Origin of the sequence: Caballeronia sp. S22 (assembly GCF_964261745.1) — a bacterium.
Classification (GTDB): Bacteria; Pseudomonadota; Gammaproteobacteria; order Burkholderiales; family Burkholderiaceae; genus Caballeronia; species Caballeronia jiangsuensis.
This window is the reverse complement of the sequence record NZ_OZ180039.1, coordinates 1,342,635-1,366,774: the sequence shown is the minus strand read 5'-3', so window position 1 is coordinate 1,366,774 and position 24,140 is coordinate 1,342,635. Positions and strand designations below refer to the sequence as shown.

At 61.8% G+C, this 24,140-nt stretch carries 21 protein-coding genes and 1 pseudogene; 10 read left to right on the top strand and 12 right to left on the bottom strand.

Annotated features, from left to right (window positions below; all coding sequences use genetic code 11):
• Nucleotides 1-16: 16 nt before the first annotated feature.
• From ACEN42_RS37840 to ACEN42_RS37825, 4 genes are all read right to left on the bottom strand, one after another.
• Nucleotides 17-1,417: an MmgE/PrpD family protein gene (locus ACEN42_RS37840; protein ID WP_371882663.1), complete on the bottom strand. Its 1,401-nt coding sequence runs from the start codon at nt 1,415-1,417 to the stop codon at nt 17-19.
• Nucleotides 1,414-2,760, bottom strand: coding sequence for an MFS transporter (locus tag ACEN42_RS37835; RefSeq protein ID WP_284509228.1), 1,347 nt, complete (start codon nt 2,758-2,760; stop codon nt 1,414-1,416). The genes ACEN42_RS37840 and ACEN42_RS37835 overlap by 4 nt, the downstream gene beginning before the upstream one ends.
• Before the next feature lie 175 nt (nt 2,761-2,935).
• Nucleotides 2,936-3,439 carry a MaoC family dehydratase gene (locus tag ACEN42_RS37830; protein ID WP_086968128.1) on the bottom strand — a complete coding sequence of 168 codons (504 nt, stop codon included), beginning with the start codon at nt 3,437-3,439 and terminating at the stop codon, nt 2,936-2,938.
• 155 nt (nt 3,440-3,594) lie between these two features.
• Complete coding sequence (locus tag ACEN42_RS37825) at nt 3,595-3,840, bottom strand: DUF3253 domain-containing protein (RefSeq protein WP_371882662.1); 246 nt, start codon at nt 3,838-3,840, stop codon at nt 3,595-3,597.
• Between the two features lie 305 nt (nt 3,841-4,145).
• On the opposite strand from ACEN42_RS37825, the gene ACEN42_RS37820 reads away from it, so the two are divergent.
• Together ACEN42_RS37820 and ACEN42_RS37815 are read left to right on the top strand one after the other, a co-directional pair.
• Complete coding sequence (locus ACEN42_RS37820; protein ID WP_371882661.1) at nt 4,146-6,326, top strand: TonB-dependent receptor; 2,181 nt, start codon at nt 4,146-4,148, stop codon at nt 6,324-6,326.
• Between the two features lie 176 nt (nt 6,327-6,502).
• Complete coding sequence (locus ACEN42_RS37815) at nt 6,503-6,805, top strand: protealysin inhibitor emfourin (RefSeq protein WP_371882660.1); 303 nt, start codon at nt 6,503-6,505, stop codon at nt 6,803-6,805.
• A 97-nt stretch (nt 6,806-6,902) separates the two neighbouring features.
• Here ACEN42_RS37815 and ACEN42_RS37810 read toward each other — a convergent pair whose 3' ends face one another.
• The 3 genes and pseudogenes from ACEN42_RS37810 to ACEN42_RS37800 form a co-directional block, all read right to left on the bottom strand.
• A complete protein-coding gene (locus ACEN42_RS37810) occupies nt 6,903-7,247 on the bottom strand; it encodes a hypothetical protein (protein WP_371882659.1) in 345 nt (114 codons plus the stop codon).
• A gap of 46 nt (nt 7,248-7,293) precedes the next feature.
• Complete coding sequence (locus ACEN42_RS37805; protein ID WP_222946346.1) at nt 7,294-7,527, bottom strand: hypothetical protein; 234 nt, start codon at nt 7,525-7,527, stop codon at nt 7,294-7,296.
• 261 nt (nt 7,528-7,788) lie between these two features.
• Nucleotides 7,789-8,862: pseudogene (locus ACEN42_RS37800) on the bottom strand (M4 family metallopeptidase); the annotation flags it as partial.
• 659 nt (nt 8,863-9,521) lie between these two features.
• Between ACEN42_RS37800 and ACEN42_RS37795 the strand changes: the two are divergent.
• Nucleotides 9,522-10,208: a response regulator transcription factor gene (locus ACEN42_RS37795; protein WP_187603532.1), complete on the top strand. Its 687-nt coding sequence runs from the start codon at nt 9,522-9,524 to the stop codon at nt 10,206-10,208.
• Nucleotides 10,209-10,772: 564 nt separating this feature from the next.
• On the opposite strand, the gene ACEN42_RS37790 is transcribed toward ACEN42_RS37795, so the two are convergent.
• Entirely contained in the window at nt 10,773-12,290 is a 1,518-nt protein-coding gene (locus ACEN42_RS37790; RefSeq protein WP_371882658.1) for a P-loop ATPase, Sll1717 family, read from the bottom strand.
• 264 nt (nt 12,291-12,554) lie between these two features.
• Here ACEN42_RS37790 and ACEN42_RS37785 point away from each other — a divergent pair, with 264 nt between their 5' ends.
• Both ACEN42_RS37785 and ACEN42_RS37780 read left to right on the top strand, forming a co-directional pair.
• The gene (locus ACEN42_RS37785; protein WP_238289249.1) at nt 12,555-13,322 is read left to right on the top strand and encodes a C1 family peptidase; all 768 of its coding nucleotides are present in this window, start codon (nt 12,555-12,557) and stop codon (nt 13,320-13,322) included.
• 48 nt (nt 13,323-13,370) lie between these two features.
• Nucleotides 13,371-13,700 (top strand): protease inhibitor I42 family protein, encoded by a 330-nt coding sequence (locus tag ACEN42_RS37780; protein WP_371882657.1) that lies wholly within the window; start codon nt 13,371-13,373, stop codon nt 13,698-13,700.
• A 21-nt stretch (nt 13,701-13,721) separates the two neighbouring features.
• Here ACEN42_RS37780 and ACEN42_RS37775 read toward each other — a convergent pair whose 3' ends face one another.
• The 4 genes from ACEN42_RS37775 to ACEN42_RS37760 all read right to left on the bottom strand — a co-directional run bounded on the left by ACEN42_RS37775 (nt 13,722) and on the right by ACEN42_RS37760 (nt 18,663).
• Nucleotides 13,722-14,537, bottom strand: coding sequence for a helix-turn-helix domain-containing protein (locus ACEN42_RS37775; protein ID WP_371882656.1), 816 nt, complete (start codon nt 14,535-14,537; stop codon nt 13,722-13,724).
• A gap of 257 nt (nt 14,538-14,794) precedes the next feature.
• Nucleotides 14,795-15,283: a helix-turn-helix transcriptional regulator gene (locus tag ACEN42_RS37770; protein WP_371882655.1), complete on the bottom strand. Its 489-nt coding sequence runs from the start codon at nt 15,281-15,283 to the stop codon at nt 14,795-14,797.
• 423 nt (nt 15,284-15,706) lie between these two features.
• A complete protein-coding gene (locus tag ACEN42_RS37765) occupies nt 15,707-16,804 on the bottom strand; it encodes a transglutaminase domain-containing protein (RefSeq protein ID WP_371882654.1) in 1,098 nt (365 codons plus the stop codon).
• Nucleotides 16,805-17,082: 278 nt separating this feature from the next.
• Nucleotides 17,083-18,663, bottom strand: a complete 1,581-nt coding sequence (locus tag ACEN42_RS37760; protein ID WP_371882653.1) for an isocitrate lyase — start codon at nt 18,661-18,663, stop codon at nt 17,083-17,085.
• A 444-nt stretch (nt 18,664-19,107) separates the two neighbouring features.
• Here ACEN42_RS37760 and ACEN42_RS37755 point away from each other — a divergent pair, with 444 nt between their 5' ends.
• The 5 genes from ACEN42_RS37755 to ACEN42_RS37735 all read left to right on the top strand — a co-directional run bounded on the left by ACEN42_RS37755 (nt 19,108) and on the right by ACEN42_RS37735 (nt 24,118).
• Nucleotides 19,108-19,242, top strand: coding sequence for a hypothetical protein (locus ACEN42_RS37755; protein ID WP_255503495.1), 135 nt, complete (start codon nt 19,108-19,110; stop codon nt 19,240-19,242).
• Between the two features lie 52 nt (nt 19,243-19,294).
• Complete coding sequence (locus ACEN42_RS37750) at nt 19,295-20,830, top strand: hypothetical protein (protein WP_371882652.1); 1,536 nt, start codon at nt 19,295-19,297, stop codon at nt 20,828-20,830.
• A 126-nt stretch (nt 20,831-20,956) separates the two neighbouring features.
• The gene (locus ACEN42_RS37745; RefSeq protein ID WP_371882651.1) at nt 20,957-21,847 is read left to right on the top strand and encodes a FecR domain-containing protein; all 891 of its coding nucleotides are present in this window, start codon (nt 20,957-20,959) and stop codon (nt 21,845-21,847) included.
• On the top strand, nt 21,844-22,722 hold the full coding sequence (locus ACEN42_RS37740) for a DUF3365 domain-containing protein (RefSeq protein ID WP_187603551.1): 879 nt from the start codon (nt 21,844-21,846) through the stop codon (nt 22,720-22,722). Before ACEN42_RS37745 ends, ACEN42_RS37740 begins: the two co-directional genes overlap by 4 nt.
• A 1-nt stretch (nt 22,723) precedes the next feature.
• Complete coding sequence (locus ACEN42_RS37735) at nt 22,724-24,118, top strand: serine/threonine-protein kinase (protein WP_371882650.1); 1,395 nt, start codon at nt 22,724-22,726, stop codon at nt 24,116-24,118.
• The last annotated feature ends 22 nt before the right edge of the window (nt 24,119-24,140 follow it).

Sequence of the window (24,140 nt, the reverse complement as noted above, 5' to 3'; positions counted from 1 at the left end):
TATTCGTGTGTACGTCTTACGCGAGCGCGTGCGCCAGCGTGCGTGCCGGATGCGCGTCGAGCGAAAGCACCGCTTCGCAGATGCGTTCGGCGGCATCGCGCGAAACATTGCGCTGCGCGTTGTCGAAAAACTTCGCGACGATGTCGTCGTTGGTGAGCGGCCTGTCCGACGAGCCGCGATTGATCGACTCGCGATGCGTCAGCGTGCGGCCGTCGCGCGTATGCACGATCACCTCGCCCGTGTAGTGACGCGGGTACGTCGAGTCCGGGTCCGCCTCGTGCACGACGCGCGCCGCGAGTGCGCGCACGGTTTCATCGGAGAGCGCTGCGGGTTCGAGATCGTCGAGCGTGAAGCGGCCATGCAACAGCCCGGTCGCGACGATGTACGGAATGCTGAACTGCGCGTCGTAACTGTTCGAAGGATTCTGCTTCGGCGCGACCGGCTCGCAGACGATCGGGATCGTCGGGCCGGGCACGCGCACGATCACGCGCTCGATATCGCTCGCCTTCAAACCATGCGCGCGATGCAGCGCGATCGCCGCATCCGACGATGCATGCGTGAAGTGGCACGCGGGAATCGGCTTCAGCGCAACGCCGTCGATTTCCCATGTTTCGCCGAGGCCCGCCGTCGCGATGTCGATATCGCCCGCTTCGAGCGACTGCTTCATGTAGAGCGCATAGAGACCGAAGCGGCCTTCATACGCCGCGCCCGGGCCGATATAACCATGCTTCGCAAGGGTCGCGGAGGTTGCGCCCGCGACCGCGGCCCATCCCGGATGCAGACGCTTGGTCCATGCGCCGTCTTGCAGAAATTCCAGATTGCCCGATGCCATCGACAGCACGATGCCTTGCGCATGCTGCGCCTTCTCGACCGACAAACCGAGCAGACGCGCCGCGCCCAGCGCGCAGCCGAACGCGCCTACGAGTCCGGTCGGATGAAAGCCCGCGTTATGGAAGCCGCTCTTCGCGGCGGAGCCTACGCGCGTCGATACTTCCATCGCGCAGAGATAGGCGGTGAGCAGATCCGCGCCGCTCGCGTTCTCCCGCTCGGCGAGATTGAAGGCGACGGGCAACGCGCTCGCCGTCGAATGAATCACGCCGCGTGCGTGGGTGTCGTCGAAATCGAGGCTGTGAATCAGCAGGCCGTTGAGCAGCATCGCATCGCGCAGCGCGAGCTTTTGCTCGTGTCCGAAGACCGTGGCCTCGCCGCTGCCGAGTTCCTGCATCGCGGCGAGCGTCGAGCTTGCGTAAGGCAGCTTCAGCGTCGCATAGGCGAGGCCGATGCTGTCGAGGATCAGATGCTTCGCGCGTTCGCGCACGCGCTCTGGCACGTCGCTCAGTTGCAGATGCGTCGTAAAGGAAGCCAGGCGCTGCGACACCGTTTGTGCCTGCTGCCGAATCTCGTTGCGTGCATTCATCGCGCGGCTCCCTGATGGTTGAGCGACAGATCGTTGGCGGCGGGCTCCTCATCGGGCGAGACGTCTTCCAGCGAGAACTGGTTCGCGTCCACGCCGAGACTCAACACGGCGATCACGAGCAGGATCAGAACGCCCGCGACCATGCCGAGCACGCCGAACAGCCCGAGTTGCGCATACAGGATCACCGCGGCATACGAAGTGAGCATCGACGCGACGCGTCCGCATACGCCCGCCACGCCCGTGCCGCGCAGGCGCAGCGCGGTCGGGAACAGTTCGGGCACATAGCCGAAGAGACCCAGCGTGACGATGCCGAAGATGCAGCTCACGAGCGTGAAGCCCACGACGGCGATCGCGGCGTTGGCCGTCATCTGCGGATAGACGAAGCCCAGCACGATGGTGATGACGCTAAAGAACACGAGTCCTTTCGCGCGGCCCAGCCGATCGGCGGTCACGTAGCCGAGCACCGCGCCGAAGGGCGCACCGAAGGACATCAGCGTCGTGAAGCCGAGCGAAGTCACGATGTCGCGGCCTTCGCGCACGAAGAAGGTCGGCAGCCACGCGACGAAGCCGTACACCGCGACGTTCACCGCGACCGCCGTCAACGCCGCCGTGAGCGTGCGGCCGATCATGCCGCGGCGAAAGAGGGCCGATAGCGGCACGCTCGGCACCTGAAGATTCTGCGTGCGCGGGACATCGGACAGCGGGCCTTTGCGCGCGGCGACTTCGGCTTCGATGGCGCTCACGGTTTCTTCCGCCTCCTGCGTGCGTCCGACCGATTCGAGCCAGCGCGGCGACTCGGGCATGCGATGACGCAGCGCCCACACGATCACCGCACCGATGCCCGCGATGCCGAACATCCAGCGCCAGCCGAGATGCGGAATGACCACATAGCCCACGCTCGTTGCTATCACGAGGCCCGAGTTGACGATGAGCCCGAGCAGCGAGATCCAGCGTCCGCGATACGCGGGCGGAATGAATTCGCACAAGGTGCCCGCCGCGACGACCAGTTCCGCGCCGAGCCCGATGCCCATGACGAAGCGCGCGCCGATCAGCCATTGGATGTTCGGCGCAAATGCGGCGACGAACGACATCAAGCCGAAGAGCGCGAGATTGAACTGATACGAAGAGCGGCGGCCGAAGCGGTCGCCGAGATAGCCGGACAGGCCCGCGCCGATCACCATGCCGAGAAAGCCCGACGAGACGAACAGCGCGTTGAGTTGCAGCGTCGAGAAGCCCGATTTGAGCATGGCAGCGGACACGCCGCCCGCGAGATAGACATCGAATGCGTCGAGGCACGCGCCCGCGCTGATGAGACCGAGAATCTTCCAGTGAAAACGCGACATCGGCAGCCGGTCTAGCCGGGCGCCCGAGCTTACGTAATGACTCACAGTTGTCTCCAGTACTGTGACGATGAACCGTCGCGCCGCCGCGTGTCGTCGTTGCCGAGCGGTCTTGTAGGCGAAACGGAAACGGAACGCCGGCGGCATGGCGCCGGCGGAATGGGCCAGGTCTGCGAACTCAGTCTTCGGCGGTGCCGTGGCCGCGCTTTGCGATCAGCGCGGTACGGATGAAGTCCATGACGGGCTTGCCGTCCTGATTGAACGCACGCGTATGCACCGTGACGACGCCCTGCGTCGGGCGTGATTTCGATTCGCGCACTTCGAGCACTTCCGACTCCGCGTACAGCGTGTCGCCCGCAAAAACGGGACCCGTCAGGCGGATTTCCTTCCAGCCGAGATTGGCGATCGCCTTGCCGCTCACGTCGTTCACCGACATGCCCAGCACGATCGCGACGGTCAGGCCGCTGCTCACGAGAAGCTTGCCGAACTCGCTCTTCGATGCGTGATGCGCGTCGCAGTGCATCGGGTGGAAGTTCATCGTCAGCAGCGAGAACTGGATGTTGTCCGCATCCGTGATGGTGCGGCCCGGGCGATGCTCGTAGATATCGCCGACCGTGAACTCTTCCAGATAACGACCGTAGCTGGCCCGGTAACGCTGTTTGCCCACTCTGTCCGAATGCATGCTTCACGCCTCCTGTCTTAAACGTTGCTTTGTACGGACAAAGTATCGTTTGTGACGGCGGTAGCGTCAAGTTGGAATGTGTAGCGGTAAACCCTTCCTGCGTTCGGAAGGGCGACGGCTCGGCCAGTGGTGGACGTAGTCAGCCACGATCCCGTTCATTCCGGCGCAATGAATTTCGGTCCGCGTCGCAACCGGATCGGGCCATGAATCCTCGACTCGGGGTTCAATCGCGTTCCTCTTTGCGTGATCAGGATCCGCTCCTCACGCGCAAGCCTCGCAGCGACTTGCCTTATCGACGGCATCAATGCTCGCCATCCGTCTTCATCGTGAACTAAAGCACGCGCGACATCCGATGGACAAATCGAGGCCGTCGTAGCGCGCCTGCCGAGCAGCTCCAGCATGCATTTCTCGATGTCGAACTTCGTTACGGTCATGGCTGTATCGTGCCCTCGTGTCTGACGGTCCTGTTCTGCAGCACCGTCCAGGAACATGGCCGTTGGAAATGATCGAGTCAATCGCGAGGGTCGACATCGGTTCTTCGGGCACAGCTTTACACCCGTCGCCTCGCCACAACACTTTCTGATACGACAAATCGATATATGTACCGTTCGTTTAATTTCTTGGCCTACAATCGCGAATAATTCGCATTTACATATTTCGTTTACAACCCAACCAAGAAGAGTCTGGCCTTATGTCGCAACGGGGAATGCACCAAACAACTCATCGGCGCACCGCGGTGTCATGGGCGGTCGACCGCCTGTTCGTCGGACTGATCGCCGCAACCGCACTGCAGGCGAACGCCTACGCGCAGAGCACGGCCGACGGCACCGACGGCACCGCATCGCAATCGACGGCGCTGCCCGCCATCGTGGTGAAGGGCACCGCCGAGGCTGGCGACCTGCCCGCGCCCTACGCGGGCGGACAAGTTGCGCGAGGCGGCAGCATCGGGGTTCTCGGGACATCGAACGTGATGAACCAGCCGTTCGACACCACCAACTACACCGAGCAGATGATCCGCGACACACAGGCGCGCACCATCGCCGATGTCGTCACCAACAATGCCTCCGTGCGCACGGAACAGAGCAGCGGCGGCTTCGGCGATGTCTTCCAGATTCGCGGCTTCGATGTGCAACCGACCGATGTCGCGCTCAACGGCCTGTACGGCATGGTCTCGGCGGCGCGCGTGCCCGTGAATCTGCTCGAGCGCGTGGAAGTGCTCGAAGGCCCGGGTTCGCTGATGTACGGCATGGGACCGGGCGGCAGCGTCGGCGGCGCGATCAACATCGTCACCAAGCGCGCCGACGATACCCCGCTCACGCGTCTGACGGCGCTGTTTCAGACCAAAGGCCAGTTCGGCATCGCCGCCGATGTCGGCCGCCGCTTCGGCGACGAAGGTCAGTGGGGCATCCGCTTCAACGGACAGATCAAGGACGGACAGACGGGCATCGCGCACGGCAATCAGCTTCAGGGCGACAGCGCGATCGGGCTGGACTACCGCGGCAAGCAACTGCGCTGGTCGTTCGACGCCTACAACGTCTCCGAAAACACCGACGAGTTCCGTTCGCAAATCGGCTTCGGCACTGCGACTGCCGTGCCGGCGGTGCCGTCGGCGTACAACAACCTCTATCCCGGTTCGAAGCTGAAGCTGCGCGACTCGGCCGTCATGACGCGCGCCGAGTACGACATCAACAAGTACGTGACCGTGTACGGCGCGGCAGGCGAGCACTACGGCACGTCCGAGCAGAACTTCCCGTTCGCGAGCGGCATGACGGCCGCGGGCGCCTTCGACGTCGCGAACGGTTACTACGATCAGTACACTCGCACGAAGACCGTCGACGCGGGCCTGCGCTTTCACTTCGATACCTTCGGCGTCAAGCACACGCTCGTCACCGGCGTGACGAGCCTGAATCAGGAGATCGGCTACTTCTATGCGCTGTCGTCGGATTCGGTGGCGTCCAATCTCTACAGTCCGACGACGCTCGCACCGGTGGGCGTCCCGCGCGGCGACATGCAGCGCAGCAGCCAGACGCGTTTGAACAGCCAGCAGGTCATCGATACGATGTCGTTCCTCAACGATCGCGTGCTGATCACGGGCGGCTTCCGCCGTCAGACCATCGGGCAGGACAACTACGATCCGACCACGGGCACCCAGCAAAGCTCGATCGATCAGCAGGCGATCACGCCGCTCGCGGGCATCGTGGTGAAGCCGCTGTCGAACGTCTCCGTATACGGCAACTTCACGTCGGGTCTCAGCAATGGCGGCACCGCGCCGGCCGGCACCGCGAATGCAGGACAGGCATTCGCGCCGTACAAGTCGAATCAGTACGAAGCGGGCGTGAAGGCGGACTGGGGCCGCGTGATGACGTCGGCGGCGATCTTCCAGATCTCGCAGCCGAACGCCGTCACCGATCCAACGACGAACATCTACGGCTACAACGGCAAGACACGCGTGCGCGGGCTCGAACTGGCCGCTTATGGCGAGGTATATCGCGGTCTTCGCATGATGGCGAGCGCGACGTTCTACGATCCGAAAGTCTCGGGCACGGCGGGCGGCACGCAGGACGGCAACGATCCGGGCGGCGTGCCGAAATTCGCCTTCAACCTCGGCGCGGACTACGACCTGCCGTGGGTTGCGGGGCTGAGCGTCAATGGCCGGATCATCCATACGGGCGCGCAGTACTACGATTCGAGCGACACGTTGCGCCTGCCGGCGTGGACGCGTTACGACGTCGGTGTGCGTTACGGAATGCGGATCGCGCAGAAGGACGTCGTGTTCCGCGCGAACATCGAGAATCTTTTCGGTAGCCGATACTGGATTCAGCAAGGCACGTACGTGATGAATGCCGCGCCGCGCACGTTGCTGCTTTCCGCGCAGATTGATTTCTGATTGCGATCTGTGTATTGCGGTTCGCCGTCATGACGCGAAGGTGGCGGCCAACCAAAAAGCGGGCGACGAGCGGCCGCAAACAGCAAAGGGCCCCGATACCCGACAAAACGCGCCCGGCATTTCTATACTGGATAAGAGAGTTTCAAACGCACACTCGAACCTGAAGGGAGCACGCGATGCACGCGGAACTGACAACCGACGGTGGCTGGACTGCCGGCGTTCCCGGCCTGGCGAAGCCGATGGTTTTGAACGAGACAGAGCTTTCGGCTGGCGAAAACGACGCGTTCGCCAGGCTGGTCGCGGCTGCCCGCGCAGAGAGGTCGATCGCGACAGAAAGCACGAAGATTCCGGACGGCCAAAACCATCGAATCGTGATCGTCGATGGAGATGCGCGAACCGTGCTCAGCGCGGCTGATCCGTCGCCGCCGCCTGAATTTTGCGCGCTGATGCATTTCATCAGGGAGCACGGGCATCGATAAGGATGGAAGCGACAGCCGGTTTAAAGTATCGACAGCTCGACTCGAATCAAAATAAAACTGGCGCCTGATCCAGGCGCCAGTTTCTTGAAACGCGATCTTATTTCGCGCCTTTCTTTCCAGCCGTTTGCGCCTCCTCAGGATGGGGCGGCGGCGCTTCATCACTGCCTCCTGAAAGCCCCGCCGGATTCAAATCCGGGATCGGCGGAGCCGATGTTGCTTCCAGAAATCCGGCGCCGCCAGAAAATGGAGTCGGGATTTCCTCTTGCGCACCGGCCGCGCGCGACGTCATATCCGGGAAAGGGATCGAACTGTTCAAGCCGGTATGCATGACTGCGTCGGAAGAAGGAGTCGGAGCGGCATCTCCCCCGGAAATATCCTTGACAGTCGTGCCACTCCCGTCCTGACCAAATTCAATCTTGATCGTGATGGATGATGGGTTCATGAGAATGGGTTCCTTTTCATGCAACGCTGCGAGCGTCTTTACGGGTTCAGTTCAGATATAGCGTATAGAGCTGCCCCGTGGCGTCGTCGTATGAACCCGACACCGTTCGTCCGCTGATTTTCGCCGCATTCAGCATGACGAACATATTGGAAACGCCGTCCGTGCTGATCGGCTGGGGCTTTCTCCAGGGCTGCGTTTCGATCAAAGCCCATGCGTTCATCGAATGCGGGCTGCAAAAAGTCATGCTGACCTTGACGTTGGAAAAGTTCACGTATGCCATGATAAATCCTCCTTTCACTATACTCGTTACTTACACGGAATAAGCCTGATAGATGGTCGTGCCATCGAGGTACACGTTCACCCTGGCGTTGACGCTTTGCGCATCGACCAGCAAGGCGAAGGTATTCGTGACACCGTCCGGCGTCAGGGATTGAACCTTTCTCCAGCCGTTGTCCTGGATGTATGCCCAGGCGTTCATGGAGTGCGGGCTGGTATAGGTCGACAAAACCGCTTTATTGTTTTGCCATGACACGATCGCCGCGACATTAATGCCGACTTGCTGCCACGCCTGCACGACAGCATTGCCAACGGTCGCGCCGTAAAGCTTGTTCGCGTTGTCGACGGTGAGATTCGCGAAATCCTGGAATTGCGCGGAGGCGGAAAGCCGGGTATCGAGCAGCGTGTTGTACCAGATGTGGCCCGCCCTATCCCACGAGTTTCCACCCAGTGCAATCGACGTAAGATAAAACGCCTTGTTCGGAATGCCGGAATTGATATGCACCCCGCCGTTATCCGACGTCGTATTGACATACTTGCTCATGTGATCCGGCTGAGGATCTTTCCCCAGAACCGGATCGTCGTAAGCCGTGCCGGGAGCCTTCATCGACCGCAACGCAACGCCCTTCACGCCCGCTGCCAGCAGACCCGCTCCGATGAGCCAGTCGGCCTGCGCCGATGTCTGCCCGAGCGCGTATTGCTTCACCATCGAGCCAAAGACGTCCGAGACCGATTCGTTCAAGGCGCCTGACTGGTTGCTATAAACGAGCTTCGCGGTGTATTGCGTCACGCCATGCGTAAGCTCGTGCCCCATCACATCGATGGCGATGGTGAATCGGTTGAACAGCTTGCCATCGCCGTCGCCGAAAACCATTTGCGAACCGTTCCAGAACGCATTGTTATATTTGACTCCGTAATGGGTCGTTCCAATCAGATCCATTCCGGCGTTGTCAATCGAGTTGCGCTGGAAGATGTTGTTATATAAATCGAATGTGGCACCGAGACCGTTATATGCCTCGTCGATTTCCGCATCGCCGGATGCTCCCTGTCCTTCGCTTCGGACGAGGTTTCCGGGGAGACCCGTGCCATTGGCGGCGGTATAGATTTTCCGGCTTTTATGCGCGGCGCCGGCAGTTTCATCGGCAAGCTGAGCGGGGCCCGCCTCGCCTACCAGACTTAGGCGCTCCAGCCGCATTTGCTCGGTCAGATGCAATGTTTGCGCGGCGGCAATGCGCTGCTCTGCATCGCCGTTCTTTATAATCGCCTCGAGCATATGAGGCGGAACAATGCCGCATCTGCATCGATATTGGCCGTGGGCCACTGGGTCATCGCATTTCATACTGCCTCCTTGGTCGAGCGGTAGTGCAAATGGACCTGAACGAAACTGCCGACATTTTTCGGAACTCAACTCCCCTTGCGACGAATGCGCTGGAGTGCCGGCCCGGCTAATGCTCCCTCGTGCTTGCGTTTTCAATATTCAAATTGGAATGAAACAGCGCATTACTCCAGGGCGTGCCATACGCCTTGGGAAATAAGCTTGGTGTTTGAACGTGCGGCAGCCCTTCAGGTGCTTCCGAACGCGCACGTATCTCGGCCCCGGCATTATTCGTCCGGATCTCGTCGTTTTACTCGTATATCTGGAATCTCGTTGGGATGACTAAACGCTTTCATCTGGACTCTGCTTAAGCGCAGTGTAATGGAAGCGTCTGCGGTTCCGTTATAACAATCCTGCTACTCGCTATGACTATTGTGCTTTCATCTCTTCGAGTGCCAATGCCTCAATTTTCGGTATGTGCAGACTGAAAAGCTATAGATAATCGACTTTCGCACCTTGCCCCCTCGATCCGGCTCCCTCTTTCAGAAGGGATTGCGCTTTTGGTCGGCGACTTTATGATCGCTATCACGTGCATTCGGCCAGGCTTGCCTGAAACCGGCGCGTTGCTTGCGCTACGGATTTCGCAGTTCTTTCGCAGCACATGGAAGGCAGGAGAAACGGCAATGAAAATCGTGTGGGCAGACAGTCACGAGCTTCACTGCATCGCGCTCGCGCACTATCTCGAACTGAACGCGGAAGAGCTCGGCATGGCGTGCATCAAGGTCGTGCCGGTCTTCACGTTTGCGCGTGCGATCGATGAACTGACCCGCGATCCGCCCCCCGACTTCGTGTTTCTCGATCTCGATCTCGACGACGCGCCGCGTGGCGCCCGCACCCTCGAACAACTTCAGGCCCACAACCGGCACAATGTTCCCGTCGCCGCGTGGATGACGCACGGGCATATCGACGATCAGGCCGTCGAAACCATACGCACGTGCCTCGGCGATCACGCGGCGCAAGGCATTCTGGTGGGACGCAACGATCATCGGCATACGCTGAACGGCCTGCGACGCATCCTCGCCGGCGACCTCTGGATTCCGGATGCCGTCCTGCGTCGCCTCACATGCACGCGCCTCGACGAGCGCATGCGCAATCCACACGGACTGTCGCCGCGCGAATGGGAGGTCGCGCGTCGTATCGGGCGCGGTTTGTCGGGAAAGGAAATCGCCCGTGAGCTCGACATCAGCCCTGGCCACGTCAGGCAGGTCTCATGTGCGATCTATGACAAGCTGGGTGTGCGCAACCGCACCGAGGCCGCGATCCGCGTGAATGAACTCGCGGAGAAGGAAGTGGAGAAGTGCGCGGGATAAACAAGAAAGCGACGAGAGCATGAGGCTCTCGTCGCTTCGAGTGTCCTGCTTGCCGCGTGTGTGAATTGACAAATGTCGCCGCCGATATGGCCGACAACTTCTTCGTGACCTTCTCAGGCACGCATGCCACCGTCTTTAATGTTCCTTCCTCAGGCCATTGAGATGGCTACAGAAAAGATGGCGGCACGGGGCGCCATCTGTCAACTGCTCTGCATCTTTGCAAAACTGCCGGGCCATTGGGTGCCGACATGGCGCCCTGCCCGAATTCCTTCACGGGCGCCATCGGTTTCATGCAGTCGGCTCGAATTAGGCCTTAGCAAGACTCGTGTCGCAAACATTTTTCTCTCCTTAAAACTCTGTCTCCCGACTCGTCGCACGTTTTGATCGCGAGGTCATCTCGACAATGAGGACTATCATCACGCATCCGCGGCGCGTGGGGAAGTGCCATATGTTCGCCCGCGTTGCGCACGATATGAGGCTACGCCTGCTCGGTCGACAGCCGAACATATGCGATGCGCATTGAAGTTATTTCACACCGGGCCGCGCATATCGCGACCCTGCGGTTCAGCGGATGCGCAACGCCCTTCTATACGGCGCCTGTATTTCCCAGTCCATGCCGTCGTCGGGATTGGCGTCCACCTGCAGCAGATCAGGGCGCATCTCGTAGGTCACGAACGCGACGCCGTCAGGCCCGACCTCCGACGCACGGCCCACGAGAAAGCCGCATCGGAAGAGAAACTGGGAGATCTGCATCGAATGCCGGTAAGGAGCGCCGTCGATGTCGGGAATGGATTTGGCGCTCTTCGTGCGGACATAAGCCTGCGTGATCTTGCGGCCGAGTTCCGTCGTGGTGTAACTGCGCTCGCCATTACTGAAAATCTCGATCAGCTTTCGCAGGTCCGCGAACTGGTGTCCGTGCTCGTTGTAAAGATCAGCGAGCCGCCGTTTCCCGAACTCCGGCATGATCTCGTTGATCTCATTGACGCCGATCCGGGCGCTGTTATTCACCACAGCCCTGTTGCCGGCGAGCCGGCAGAGCTGAGCCATCCATCGCGGTCGGCCACCGGCAAAAATTCGCAGCACGTTGATAGGCGGTACACCCTCGCTGCCCCACTTGAATCTGCGGGCAAAGACGAGTTCGGTGAGCGCGTCGGCGTCGGCCGCAATGGTCCAGTTCTTCGCGATGCTGCAGGCGGGGTACTCGCGCTGCACATAGGCATGAATCCGTTTGACGACGATATCCTTCTGCTGGTTCGTGGTCCAGGCAATGTCGCAAATGTACTGCTCGAACTTGTCGAGATCTTCCACGCTGGTCAGACCCGACCAGACGTCGCTCCTGACCGTGGCGCGAATCGAGATGCCGTTGATTTCGCGAATCAGGCTCCTGCATGCGGAAAAGAACGAAGCCACATAAGCCTGCTGAGCGGGCACGTTTCTGAACCGGGTGTCGATGTCGTCGAGCAGGAACCAGACATCCCGCGCATCGCGCTGCGCATCCTGCATGCGCTTGAGCATCTGGTCATGGTTCTGCACCGGGATGGACTTCTGCGTGATCTCGATCGCGCCGAAGAGGCTGATCTTGCCGAGCAGACGGCTCGTGAGCGCCCCGACGAGGCTCTTGCCCCTGAACCCCGCCAGCTCGGCGGTCTCGACGAGCGTGATGTCGTCGTCGCGCCAGGCGAATCCGATCGACTTGGCGATTTCGAAATTGATCGCGCGGCAGATCACCTGTTTCCAGTAGTTCTCAAGCATCACCGCATTGTCGCTGTCCGGCGGTTCCAGCATGCCGGCGAGCGTGGACGGCACCACATTGACGATGAGCGGCTTGCACGGCAGTGCAGCGAGGTCGTGCGCGAACTTGGCGAGCAGCGCCGATTTGCCCATGCCTTTACGCGCCCGCGCCACCTGAAGACGAACGTTCGGGTCGAGGAACTCCCCGAAGGCAGGCTGGTTCACGAAATACGAAGTGAGGACATCGATGTTTTCGTCTTCACCCGCGTCATTGCCGAACAACGTCCTGTCGTTCAGCCTGATCTGAACGTCGGTGGTGTCGCTGCCGCTTGAAGGCGTCGAATTGCTCATGACTTCATGCGCCCCACTCGGATGTGAACCGGCACGTTCACGCAGCATACGCCACGCACTTGTCCCCGGCAACGTGGCGATTCACCCGACATCGCATCGGCAGCACGATTCTCCTATTCATCCAGCAGGATCGTACTAACGCGGCCCGCGCGTGCCGCCGTATTCTTTGCCGTGCAGCCGCCGGACGGCCGCGATGAACATCGCACGCGAACCGTCGACCGCGTGCGCGCGACCTCGAATGATCGACTTCCAAAGGAGACTGACATGGCATTCAAGACCAAGCACTACGGATGGGTGCGAGACCTGCCCGACCACCGGGACCATCTTTACGCTGCGCCCGTCACGCGGCTCGCGGCGCTGCCCGCCAAGGTCGACCTGACCGCCCAGTGTCCGCCGGTCTATGACCAGGGCAGCCTCGGCAGTTGCACGGCCAACGGTATCGCCGCGGCGCTGCAGTTCGACCGCATGAAGCAGAACCTCCAGCCGCCCTTCAATCCCTCGCGGCTTTTCATCTACTACAACGAGCGCGTCATCGAGCACACGGTCGACTCGGACAGCGGCGCAATGATCCGCGACGGCTTCAAGTCCGTGGCGAAGCAAGGCGATTGCCCCGAAACCAGCTGGCCCTATGACATCGGCCAGTTCAGATCGAAGCCGCCGAAGAACTGTTACACGGAAGCGCTGAAATACAAGGTCGTCCAGTACTCGCGCCTGGTGCAGAACCTGAACCAGATGAAGGGATGTCTCGCCGACGGCTATCCGATCGTGTTCGGGTTCAGCGTCTACGAGAGCTTCGAGAGCGCCGAGGTGGCGCAGACCGGCATCGTTCCGATGCCCTCGCCTCAGGAACAGCTGCTCGGCGGGCATTGCGTCGTCGCCGTCGGTTATGACGACGCCCAGCAGCGCTTTATCGTCCGCAATTCGTGGGGCGAGAGCTGGGGCAAGAACGGATACTGCACGATGCCCTATGCTTACCTCACCGATACGGACCTGTCGTCCGATTTCTGGACGATTCGCCTCGTCGCGGCCTGAACGGTCGCGTCCGTAGATCACGCATCGAGATCCGGAGCAAGCACGCCCATGCGCAGCACGACTGTCACGCAAACGGACTCGGGCCGTACCGTCGAACTCGAGCTCGATGATGAACTCATCGTCGAGCTCGCTGAGACGCCGGCCACGGGCTTTCGCTGGACGCTCGCCCAAAGCGCCGACGGCGTGCTGACGTCGCGCGGGTCCGGCTACATCGCGGGGCAGGGTCCGCCCGGTGCGGGCGGCATTGCGAGATGGGTTTTCGTTGCGAGCGGCGCGGGCCGTGCGCGGATCGTGCTGAACTGCGTACGCGCATGGGAAAAAGATCCTTCGCCCTGCTCGACTTTCGAGCTTGACGTCGATGTTCCTCCCCGCTCCTGAGATCGCGGCCGCGCCGCCCTTTCACGCAGGCATCGGTGATGCCTGCTGTCGGATCGCGCCGGCCTGAAACTCAGTCGGACACAATCCGAACTCCCGGCGAAATGATCGCGTGAAGTACGAGAGATCATTGAAGCCGACTTCGAAGGCGACTTCTCCGACGAGCACATCGGCGAGGCTGAGCCGTTCGCGCGCGCGATCCATGCGATAGCGAAGCAGGTAACGCCCGAAGCTCACGTGATGCTCCTTCTTGAACGTCCTGCAAAACTGCGAAGGACTGAGCCTGCACTGCGCGGCGACATCATTGATCGTGATCCTGCCCATGTAGTGGCTCGCCACATACGAGATCGCCGTCGATGTACGCACGATGCCCGGTCGCTCATCGGCTTTCCCGGCGACCGCGGGCCACGCTTCCCGTGACCCGCCCGGCTGAAACGTCGCGACCATCGCACGGATCGTCCTGTGCAATTCCGTGGCGCTGACCGGCTTGATGATCACGTTCCACACGCGCAGGCGTATGGCACACAGCGCCGCCATCGACGAGCCGTGCCCGACGACGATGAGTGCGGGCAGATCGGGACAGGTCTCACTAACGCGCTTGAGCATGTCGATGCTCTTCGGACCGGCCTCGCCGCCGCTCTCTTCCGCGAGTTCCACGCAGATGAAGGGCGGCGCGCAGTGTTCGATAGCCCCGACGATATGCTGCGGTTCGCGCACCGTTCTGAACTCGAATTCGCCGGCTATCGAATGCGCGACGGATGAGAATGGTTCTTTCGTGAGGTCGATCCAGACGAACGCGTGTCCGTCAGAAACGCGAATCTGCTGCTGCATTTGCCGCATGATTGCCGCCCCTTCGTTGAGCCGTCGAGAGAACTTTCCGTCCTCGGACTGACCCGATATGCAATGGATCAAACCACTGCCTGATCCGTACTTTGAACGTTCGGGGCATTTCTTGAAACCCGCGCTTCGCGGGACTGCGGTCCCCACTTGCGCAGGGCTCTTTTCATCCACTACATGGTTTTTTCAGGGGAAGACTGTCGATACCAATTTAGTTATCCTGACGTTCGACTACCAGTCGTGGCGTATCGGCGGGAAGGCTATATGTCCTGAGCGCTGTGCGAGTCATCGACGCGATGCATCGACATCGTCTTCAGTTCGCTCGGGCATGTGCCGAAATAGCGCTTGAACGAGCGCGCGAAATACGACATATCGTTGAATCCCACCGCATAAGCGACTTCCTTCACCAGCTCCCGGTTCGATGTCAGGCGATGCAGCGCCATCCAGAGCCGGAATCGAAGCACGAACTCCCCGAAGCTCAGATGCTGTTCCACCTTGAACGTTCTCGAAAACTGAGACGGACTGAGCCGGCACAGATCCGCCACCTCCTTCAGCGCAATCCTGCGGGAGAAGTTCTCCCGAACATGCCGGATCGCGGGTGAGGTGCGCTTCTGGCTTTCCTGTTCTTGCTCGATCTGCGCGAACCAGACCGGCTTCTGACAGGACAATCGGAGATCGGACAAAGCCGGTCCGATGTCGTCGTCGGACAAGAGGTCATCGGTGCTTTCCTGTCGCGTAGTCGTGCTCATGAAGCACCTTCAACAAACGGGTGAACGGGCTATGAGGGTGATGGCAGCGTCGACGCGCGGCCACGACGAACCATGCGCGAAGCAGTTCGATCGAACGGAAGCAGGATCGAAAACGAACCGGTCGCCGGGAGAGGGTCGCGCAGACGTACATCGCGATCAGAAGACGACTGGAATCCAGGAATTTGAATTCGTGCTGCCGATATGGACTGGAGGCCGCTCATGTATGCGCTCAATGAAGAGGCACGAGACGTCGACTTCAAGCCGTCAGTCGTGGACGCAAGGCATGACGTCTCGCGATTATTCCGAGCACCACATCGCCTCATGCGATGCTTTGCATAAGCCCGCCCCCCGTCTTCGTATGCGAGTCACGCTCGTGACAACAGCCTGCCCTCAAGCCGATACGGAATCACCTAGACGCCTCACTCAACGCCCCGCCACACGTATCAACCTCGCCGTCTGCTCCGTCTTCTCGAGCGCGTCCACCTGATCAACAGCAACGCGCCACTTCGGAAACACCCCGGACCTATCGACTTTCCACGGATCGCCCATTTCATCGACATACATCGCGCTCGCGCTTCGCCCAACCGCCGATGCGCGTCGCAGCGCGCCCGGCGCGGCACGTTCGAACGAACGGCTGCCCTCTTCGTTGAACACGGTCGCAATGGGCCGCCGCGCCTGGCCTGACAGACTGAGCGGCGTAGTAAGCGGTCCGGCGGGCGCGCGCAACACCGCGTCGGCGGGCTTGCGGCCGGCGAGGATCGCACCGAGCAGCATGGACGGACCGTTGGCCGTATCGTCGGATCGCTTCACGGTCGGCGCGCTCGGTGAATCGAGTGCGAGCGGTTCGCTCGCGCCGTCGATCTGCACGACGAGAATGACGTGCCAGTCGTCCGGCGTGTTGTTGTAGCGCGGCGCGAGCGACACGAGACGCAGTCGCGCGATATCGAAACCCGCGTCACGCAGCAGCAGATACTTGGCGACGGCGAAGTCCTTGCATACGCCGCTTTCGGCAAAGAACCGTGCCGGCGCGTAGTAGCTGCCATCGGTTCCGTCGCGGTAGCGCACCTCGTTGACGAGCGCATCGGCGAGCAGCGCGGCCGACGCATCGCCGGCCTTCGCGCGCTCGGCCCGCACCTGTGCAACGAGGCGGCTCCAGCCGGCAGGCTGGCGCGTCTGGTGGCTGCGCATCGCTTCGCGCAGGCGCTGCACGCGGCCGATCGCATCCGACGACGGTTCGAGCTTCTTGTCGGCAAGCGGCAGGAGAAACATCAGGTCGCCGACTTGCGCGAGTTCCGGGCGGATCTTCCGGTTGGCTTCCCACCACGTCCCGGTACGCAGGCGCTCGATGCCGGTCTTCAGCGCGTGAGGCATGGCCGAAGCGCTCGAATCTTCATCGCGCGTTCCGGGTTCGTAATTGTGCGATGCGGCTGGCAGACTCGCGGCGCCCGCAACGAATGGCAAAAGCACTGCCGCAGCGAACGTGCATCGGAGAAAGCAGAGAAGCAGTCGGGCGAGCGGCATGGGTTGACTCCGGTGTTTCGAAGCCTCCCGATGCCGTTCTACGTCATTCCGCGCAAGGCAACGCTGGCTCGACACCAACATTGCATGGGACGTGCCAATTCGCCGTGTCGTTCTATGCCATTGATTAAACGAGGAATGATCTTTGATGGGCGAGTCCTACGAGCCGCACATGACGCCTGCTACCCGACAGACCCGCGATATCCGTTGGCGTCACACGAACACATAAAAAAAACGCCAACCCGCATGGGTTGGCGTTCTGCTCGAAGTGTCGCTGTTTATCAGAACTGGTTCATGGTGTTGTCTTTACCCGCCGCCTTCAGGGCCGCTTCGCCGCTGAAATACTCCTTGTGATCATCGCCGATGTCCGAGCCGGACATGTTCTGATGCTTCACGCAGGCGATGCCCTGACGGATCTCCTTGCGCTGCACGCCAGCCACATAACCCAGCATGCCCTGATCGCCGAAGTATTCCTTGGCGAGGTTGTCAGTCGACAATGCGGCCGTGTGATAAGTCGGCAGCGTAATCAGGTGATGGAAGATACCCGCTTCGCGCGATGCGTCGGCCTGGAAGGTACGGATCTTTTCGTCGGCGAGCTTCGCCAGTTCGGTCTGATCGTATTCCACGCTCATCAACTGGGCGCGGTCGTATGCCGACACATCCTTGCCCGCTTCCTTCATCGCGTCGAACGTCTGCTGGCGGAAATTCAGCGTCCAGTTGAACGACGGGCTGTTGTTGTACACCAGCTTCGCGTTCGGGATGACCTTGCGAATCTCGCTCACCATGCCGTTGATCTGCGCGATGTGCGGCTTTTCGGTTTCGATCCACAGCAGGTCGGCGCCGTTTTGCAGCGCGGTGACGCAATCCAGCACGCAGCGCGCTTCGCCCGAGCCTGCGCGGAACTGGAACAGGTTGCTCGGCAGGCGCTTGGGACGCAGCAGCTTGCCATCGCGCTTGATGATGACGTCGCCATTGCCCAGCTCGTCCGCCGACAACTCCTCGCAATCGAGGAACGCGTTGTATTGGTCGCCCAGATCGCCCGGCGTGCGGGTCACGGCGATCTGCTTGGTGAGGCCTGCGCCCAGCGAATCGGTACGCGCCACGATGATGCCGTCGTCCACGCCCAGTTCCAGGAACGCGTAGCGAATCGCGCGGATCTTGGCCAGGAAGTCCTCGTGCGGCACGGTGACCTTGCCGTCCTGGTGACCGCACTGCTTCTCGTCGGACACCTGATTCTCGATCTGGATGCAGCATGCGCCCGCTTCGATGAACTGCTTGGCCAGCAGATACGTTGCTTCCGCGTTGCCGAAGCCCGCGTCGATGTCGGCGATGATCGGCACGACGTGAGTGACGTGGTTATCGATCTTTTCCTGGATCGCGGCTTTCGCAGGGCCATCGGCCGCATCGAGCTGACGGAACAGGCCGCCCAGCTCACGGGCATCGGCCTGACGGAGGAAGGTGTACAGCTCGCGGATCAACGCGCTGACGGAAGTCTTTTCGTGCATCGACTGATCCGGCAGCGGCCCGAACTCGGAGCGCAGCGCGGCAACCATCCAGCCGGAGAGGTAAAGGTAACGGCGCTCGGTGCTGTTGAAGTGCTTCTTGATGGAGATCATCTTCTGCTGCCCGATGAAGCCGTGCCAGCAGCCCAGCGACTGCGTGTACTTGGACGGGTCGGCATCGTAGGCGGCCATGTCGTCACGCATGATCTTCGCCGTGTACTTGGCGATATCCAGGCCCGTTTTGAACTTGTTCTGGGCACGCATCCGAGCGGCGTACTCGGGGTTGATGGCGTTCCAGGCGCTGCCGTTGGTTTCTTTCAGACCAGCAACTGCCTTGATGTCTTCTTGATATTGGGCCATGTGACTCTCCTGAGAGCAAAGCGCGGTTAACTAAACGGTTTGGCGTGTCGCGACGTTTGTCGAAGCGAACTGCATGACTTAATAGTACCGCCGTTTATCGCCTCTGAGTGAAGTCTTATATAAGACATAAGACATAATTTACGCTTTATTTTCAACGAGTTACGCGGCAGTTTTTGCGATGCAAAAACCGTTTTCAAGCGGCAAAAAAGCACGACTGCAGAAATTTCCGGGAAGTCCCGCAATGTGAAATGTGCTTTCGAATGTTGAGTGCTGGCCGCGACACTTCAGAGCCGCGTTTATTCCTTTCTCGCCCGCAAATAAAGTCCCCCTCGCACGCGGAACAAATCCTCCCACCCCGCTGTTTTGCTTTCGACGGTCGCGACATCCCACGGCGACCACGATCGCCACGATTCGCCCAGCGAACCGCGCCCGACAGGAGGCATCATGCACCGCGAAATCTTTGTCCTCGAGCACAACTTCTTCAGTTTCGGCTGCATCTATCGAGTGGACCTGCGCAGCCGCAGCGGCCGCCTGATCGAAAGCCGCTACGTGAAGCTGAACGATATCGCCTGGTGCTAGGACGCCTCCCCGACAGTCAATCACCACCTCAGGTTTTCGAGGAGACCTCTCCATGCCCTACGCTTATGCCCAGTTGCCCGACGTCGTTGCCCACGATGAATGGCTCAGAGGAACCTCGGCGCTGCTTCAGGTACGCGGCGCCGCGCTCAAGGATCTGGATCAGCAGATCCTCATGTATCACCGCAACCGGACGGTTCATCAGTTTCACGCGCTGGTGCAGGCGTTCGAGCGCTGGCGACTGTCGGCCGGTCCCGACGATGCCTGGAGAAGCGCGTCGCGCAACGGCTCGAAGTACTTCACGCTGCTCGATCAGCAACTGCACGGCAAAGGGGACACGGACGCCGCGGCAGGCGCGCAGGACTTCATGACGCCCGCGCTCATCAACGCGCGCCTCGGCGTGCTGTATCTCTTCGGCAACCTGGAACTGGAAGACGATACGTTTCAGGTGCTGCTGGAAGGCGCCTTCGATATCACCAACGTCGGCCTCGGATTCGCGCCGGACACCAATGTCGCGGCGGCGCGCGCATCCGCGGTGCTGGACAACAGCGTCGTGCAGAAATCGGCGTCGCTCGCACTCGAACAGGTGCAGAAGAAGATCAGAAGGCACAAGGAACCGACGCTCACGAAGTCGAATCAGCTCACCAACGCCACGCTCACGTTGCCGGCGTTAAGCAGCGCGGCGCAGCGGCTGTACGAGGCCATCCGCGCCAAAGTCGAGGAAGGGGCGAGAAAACTGTGGGACATGATTCGCGAAAAGGTTGCGGACATCCGCAACGATCCCGGCGGTTTCGCGCTCGACACGATGCCCGCGCTCCTGCGCAAGCTCGTCGATTTCCTGTGCGGCAAGCTGCTCGCCACGCTCGCGCCGTTCATCGGTGCGGGCCTCGATATCGCCAAGGGCATCGCCAATACCGTCGACAGCAGCATCACCAAGTATCGCGAATGGGTGCAAGGCCGCGACGTGCAACTGCTGACCGGGCATCCCGGCACCATCGTGGAAGCGATCAGGCGCGCGATGAAGCTGAGCATCGGTTCCGGCGTCTATGACCTCGTGAAAGGCGGCGCGAGCCTCGGGCTACAGTTCGCGAGCCAGGGTGCGTCGACCATCATCGATGCGGTCGTGTCCATCATGGAAACGCTCGCGAAGGTCATCTGGAAGATCGTGGAGATCAAGCGCATCAAGCGCTTTTGCGAGCAGGCGAAGGGCTACTGGGAAGCACGCATGCAACGCGACGCGCTGCATACGCGGCCGATCGCCTTCAACGGCTGGTTCAAGCGCTATGCGGTGCCGATTCCGGCGCTCTCGGTGCTGGCTCTCAACTCCGGCATTTGCGGCGACAAGATGCACTTCCTCGCGATGTTCAAGGACGACGAGAACATCGTCACGCAGGCGGAATTCACGGCTGGCTGCAAGTACGTGGACAGCCTAAAGGTATGGGGATCGGACTATCTGAGCGATGCGGGCTTCGCGTTCAATTCCGACGACGCGATGATCAAAGGTCTGCTCACACTCGCCACGAGCCACACGGAAGAGCAGACCTGGGACCTGAAAGTGCGCAAGGCCGTGCTCGGCTTTCTGAACGGCTAGCGCCTTCGCGCATGAAATGACCGGCGCCGCTTTTGTTCCGTCGATATAGGGGAAATTCATGTGGAATAGAAACCGGCGCACGGCTGTTTTCGTCGCAATACCTTCACGCTCCGAGGCATCGCCGCGATGAACGCCCGAACCCTGCTGCACACCCTTCGCTTGAGCGTCGCCCTCGCATGTTTGTGCTCGCTTCACGACGCGCAAGCGGGCCAGGCGATGCTGCTGCCCGAAGGAACCGTCACGCTGATCCGCGCGACGACCGCGTTCAACGTCGATATGCCCATCGCGCTTCAGCCAGGCGATCTGCTCGCCACCGATGCGCACGGCGGCGCGCAAATCGAAGACGGCGACGGCACGATCATCGCGCTTGGCGCCGACACGCGCGTCGCCATCGATGCCGCGCCGCACGGCGATGCACTCGCGCTCCTTTCAGGCTGGATCAAGATCGCACGTCCGCATGCGGGCGCGTCCGATCCCTTGTCGATCGACACCCCCACGCTGCACGCGAGCCTGCGCGACGGCTCGGCGGTGCTGCACGCGAGCCGCGACATGACTTCGCTCTTCATCGAAGCGGGCAGCATGACGCTCGCCATGCCCGACCATGCCGACGCACATCAGCAACTCGACGGCGAGCACTACGCCGAACGCGAGACCGGCAAGCCGCTCGTCGTGGGCACGCGCCCGGCGACGTCGTTCATCGCCGCGATGCCGCTGCCTTTCCGCGATCCGCTCGCGTTATCGGCGACGCCCGCGAAGGCGAAGCCCGTCGCGCCCGCGCAGGGCCGCCCGGCAACATATGCCGATATCGCCGACTGGCTGAGCGCACCGCTGCCGATCCGGCGCGGCTTCGTCGCGCGCTTTCGGCCGCTCACGCAAGGCGAGCCGTTTCGCGCCCAGGTGCGTCAGAACCTGCGCACGCTTCCCGAATGGCGGCGCGTGCTGTGTCCGCCTCCCGCCATGCCGCGCCGGCGCGCGGTCTCGCCCGCGCAGAACCAATCAACCGAGGTGGAGTCATGAGACTGTCGCTCGCCGTCAAGTTCAATCTGGTGTTTCTCGCGGTCTTTGTCGTCGGCTTCGTGTCGGCCGGGTTCGCCGCGCGCGAGTTGCTGCGTCGCGCGGCCATCGACGAAACCGTGCAGAATGCGCGCGTCCTCATGGAAGCGGCGAGCGCGGCGCAGAACTACACCGCGACGCAAGTCACGCCGCTTTTGCAGACGCAGCTCAAATACAGCTTCGTGCCGCAATCGGTGCCGGCCTTCTCGGCAGTCGAAACGCTGATGACGCTGGAAAAGCGCCTCGCGGGCTACTCATATCGCTCGACGATGCTGAACCCGACCAATCCGCGCGACCGTCCCTCGGACTGGGAAGCGGATGTGATCCGCCATCTGCACGACAAGCCCGAGCTCAAGGAAATCGTCGGACTGCGCGACACGCCGACCGGGCAGAACCTGTATATCGCGCGCCCGAACCGCATCAACGACGCCGCCTGCATGGAATGCCACAGCGTGCCGTCGCGCGCGCCGAAAACGCTCATCGACAAATACGGTCCCGACAACGGCTTCAACTGGGCGATGCACGATGTCATCGGCGCGGATTTCGTCTCGGTGCCGATGGCGCTGCCCGTCGCGCGCAGCGACGCTGTGCTGCGCACCTTCCTCGGCTCGCTCTTCGCCGTGTTCGTGCTGTTGCTGATCGCGCTGAACGTAACGGTGCATCTGCTCGTCACGCGACGTATCCGCGCCCTCTCGCGCGCCGCCGACGAAGCCAGCCTCGGACAACTCGACGGCGCGAACTTCACCGAGCGCGGCCGCGACGAGATCGCCTCGCTCGCCGCGTCGTTCGCGCGCATGAAGACGAGTCTCGTGGAAGCATTCAAGATGATCGAGGCATGAGGTGAAAGCCGCCGCGATGGACCCGCCGCGCATCGCGCAACTGGGCAAGTACCGCATCGACGCGGTGCTGGGCGCGGGCGCGATGGGCGTGGTCTATCGCGCCTTCGATCCGCACATCGAGCGGCATGTCGCGTTGAAGACGGTGCGCCGCGAACTGTTCGAAACCGGCGAGCGCGCGAGTCTGATGACGCGCCTGCGCAGCGAGGCGCAGGCCGCCGGACGGCTCGCGCATCCGAACATCGTCGGCGTGTACGACTATGGCGAAGCCGATGACACCGCCTATATCGCGATGGAACTCGTCAGCGGACACGCGCTGAAGCCCTTGCTCGACGCGGGCCGTCCGCTCGCACTCGCGACCGCGCTCGACTGGGTCGCGCAACTGCTCGCCGCGCTCGGCTTCGCGCACGATCACGGCGTCGTGCATCGCGACATCAAGCCCGCGAACCTGCTCGTCAGCGAGCAAGGACGGCTGAAGGTCGCGGACTTCGGCGTCGCGCACGTCGAATCATCGACGCTGACGCTGGCGGGCGCGATGATCGGCACACCTTGCTATATGTCGCCGGAGCAGTTCACGGGAGAGCCCGTCGATGGCCGCTCCGACCTCTTCTCCGCCGCCATCGTGCTCTACCAGATGCTCACCGGATGCCGGCCGTTCGCGGGCGCATCGCAGGCGGAAGTGATGCGGCAAGTCATGCACGAGACGCCGCGCTTGCCGTCCGTCTGCAACCCGGCGCTGCCGCCCGGAATCGATGACGTGCTGATGCGCGCGCTGTCGCGTCGTCCCGCCGCGCGCTTTCAGACGGCCGATGCGCTGCGGCAGGCGCTTCAGCATGTCTCCGACGGCAGGCCAGCGACCCCGGACGACTGCACGATTCTCGAAGCGCCGACGCCCACGCCGACGCCAGCCGCTCCGCTCGCATCATCGGGCACGGGCTCATGGCGCGGCGAGTCGTTGCCTTCGCTCACGATGTGGCCCGCCGCTACGCTCGCCTCGGTCGAGGCGCGACTCGCCGCGCAGATCGGGCCGGTCGCGCGTCTGCTGGTGCGGCGTGCGGCGGCGCGTATCGCGGATGCGCCGGATCTGCCTGCGCTCGTCGCGCTGCTCGCGCCGCATGTGCCTTCTGATCGCGGCCGCGCGCAGTTCGTCGCCGCCTTCGCGGACGGGTCGGGGACGGGCACGGCGCAAGGGGCGACATCGCCTTCTTCATCGCTCGATGCGCAAGAGGTGCGAGCCGCCGCGCTCAAGCTCGCCGTTTATCTCGGTCCGATCGCCACCATCATCGCGAAACGCGAGGCCGCTCGTGCGGCCAGCCTGCGCGCGCTGTACGAACGGCTCGCGGCGGCGATCTCCGATGAACACGACCGCGCGCGTTTCCAGCGCGACGCCGGACTGTAGCGCCTCTTCACCACGACACGCA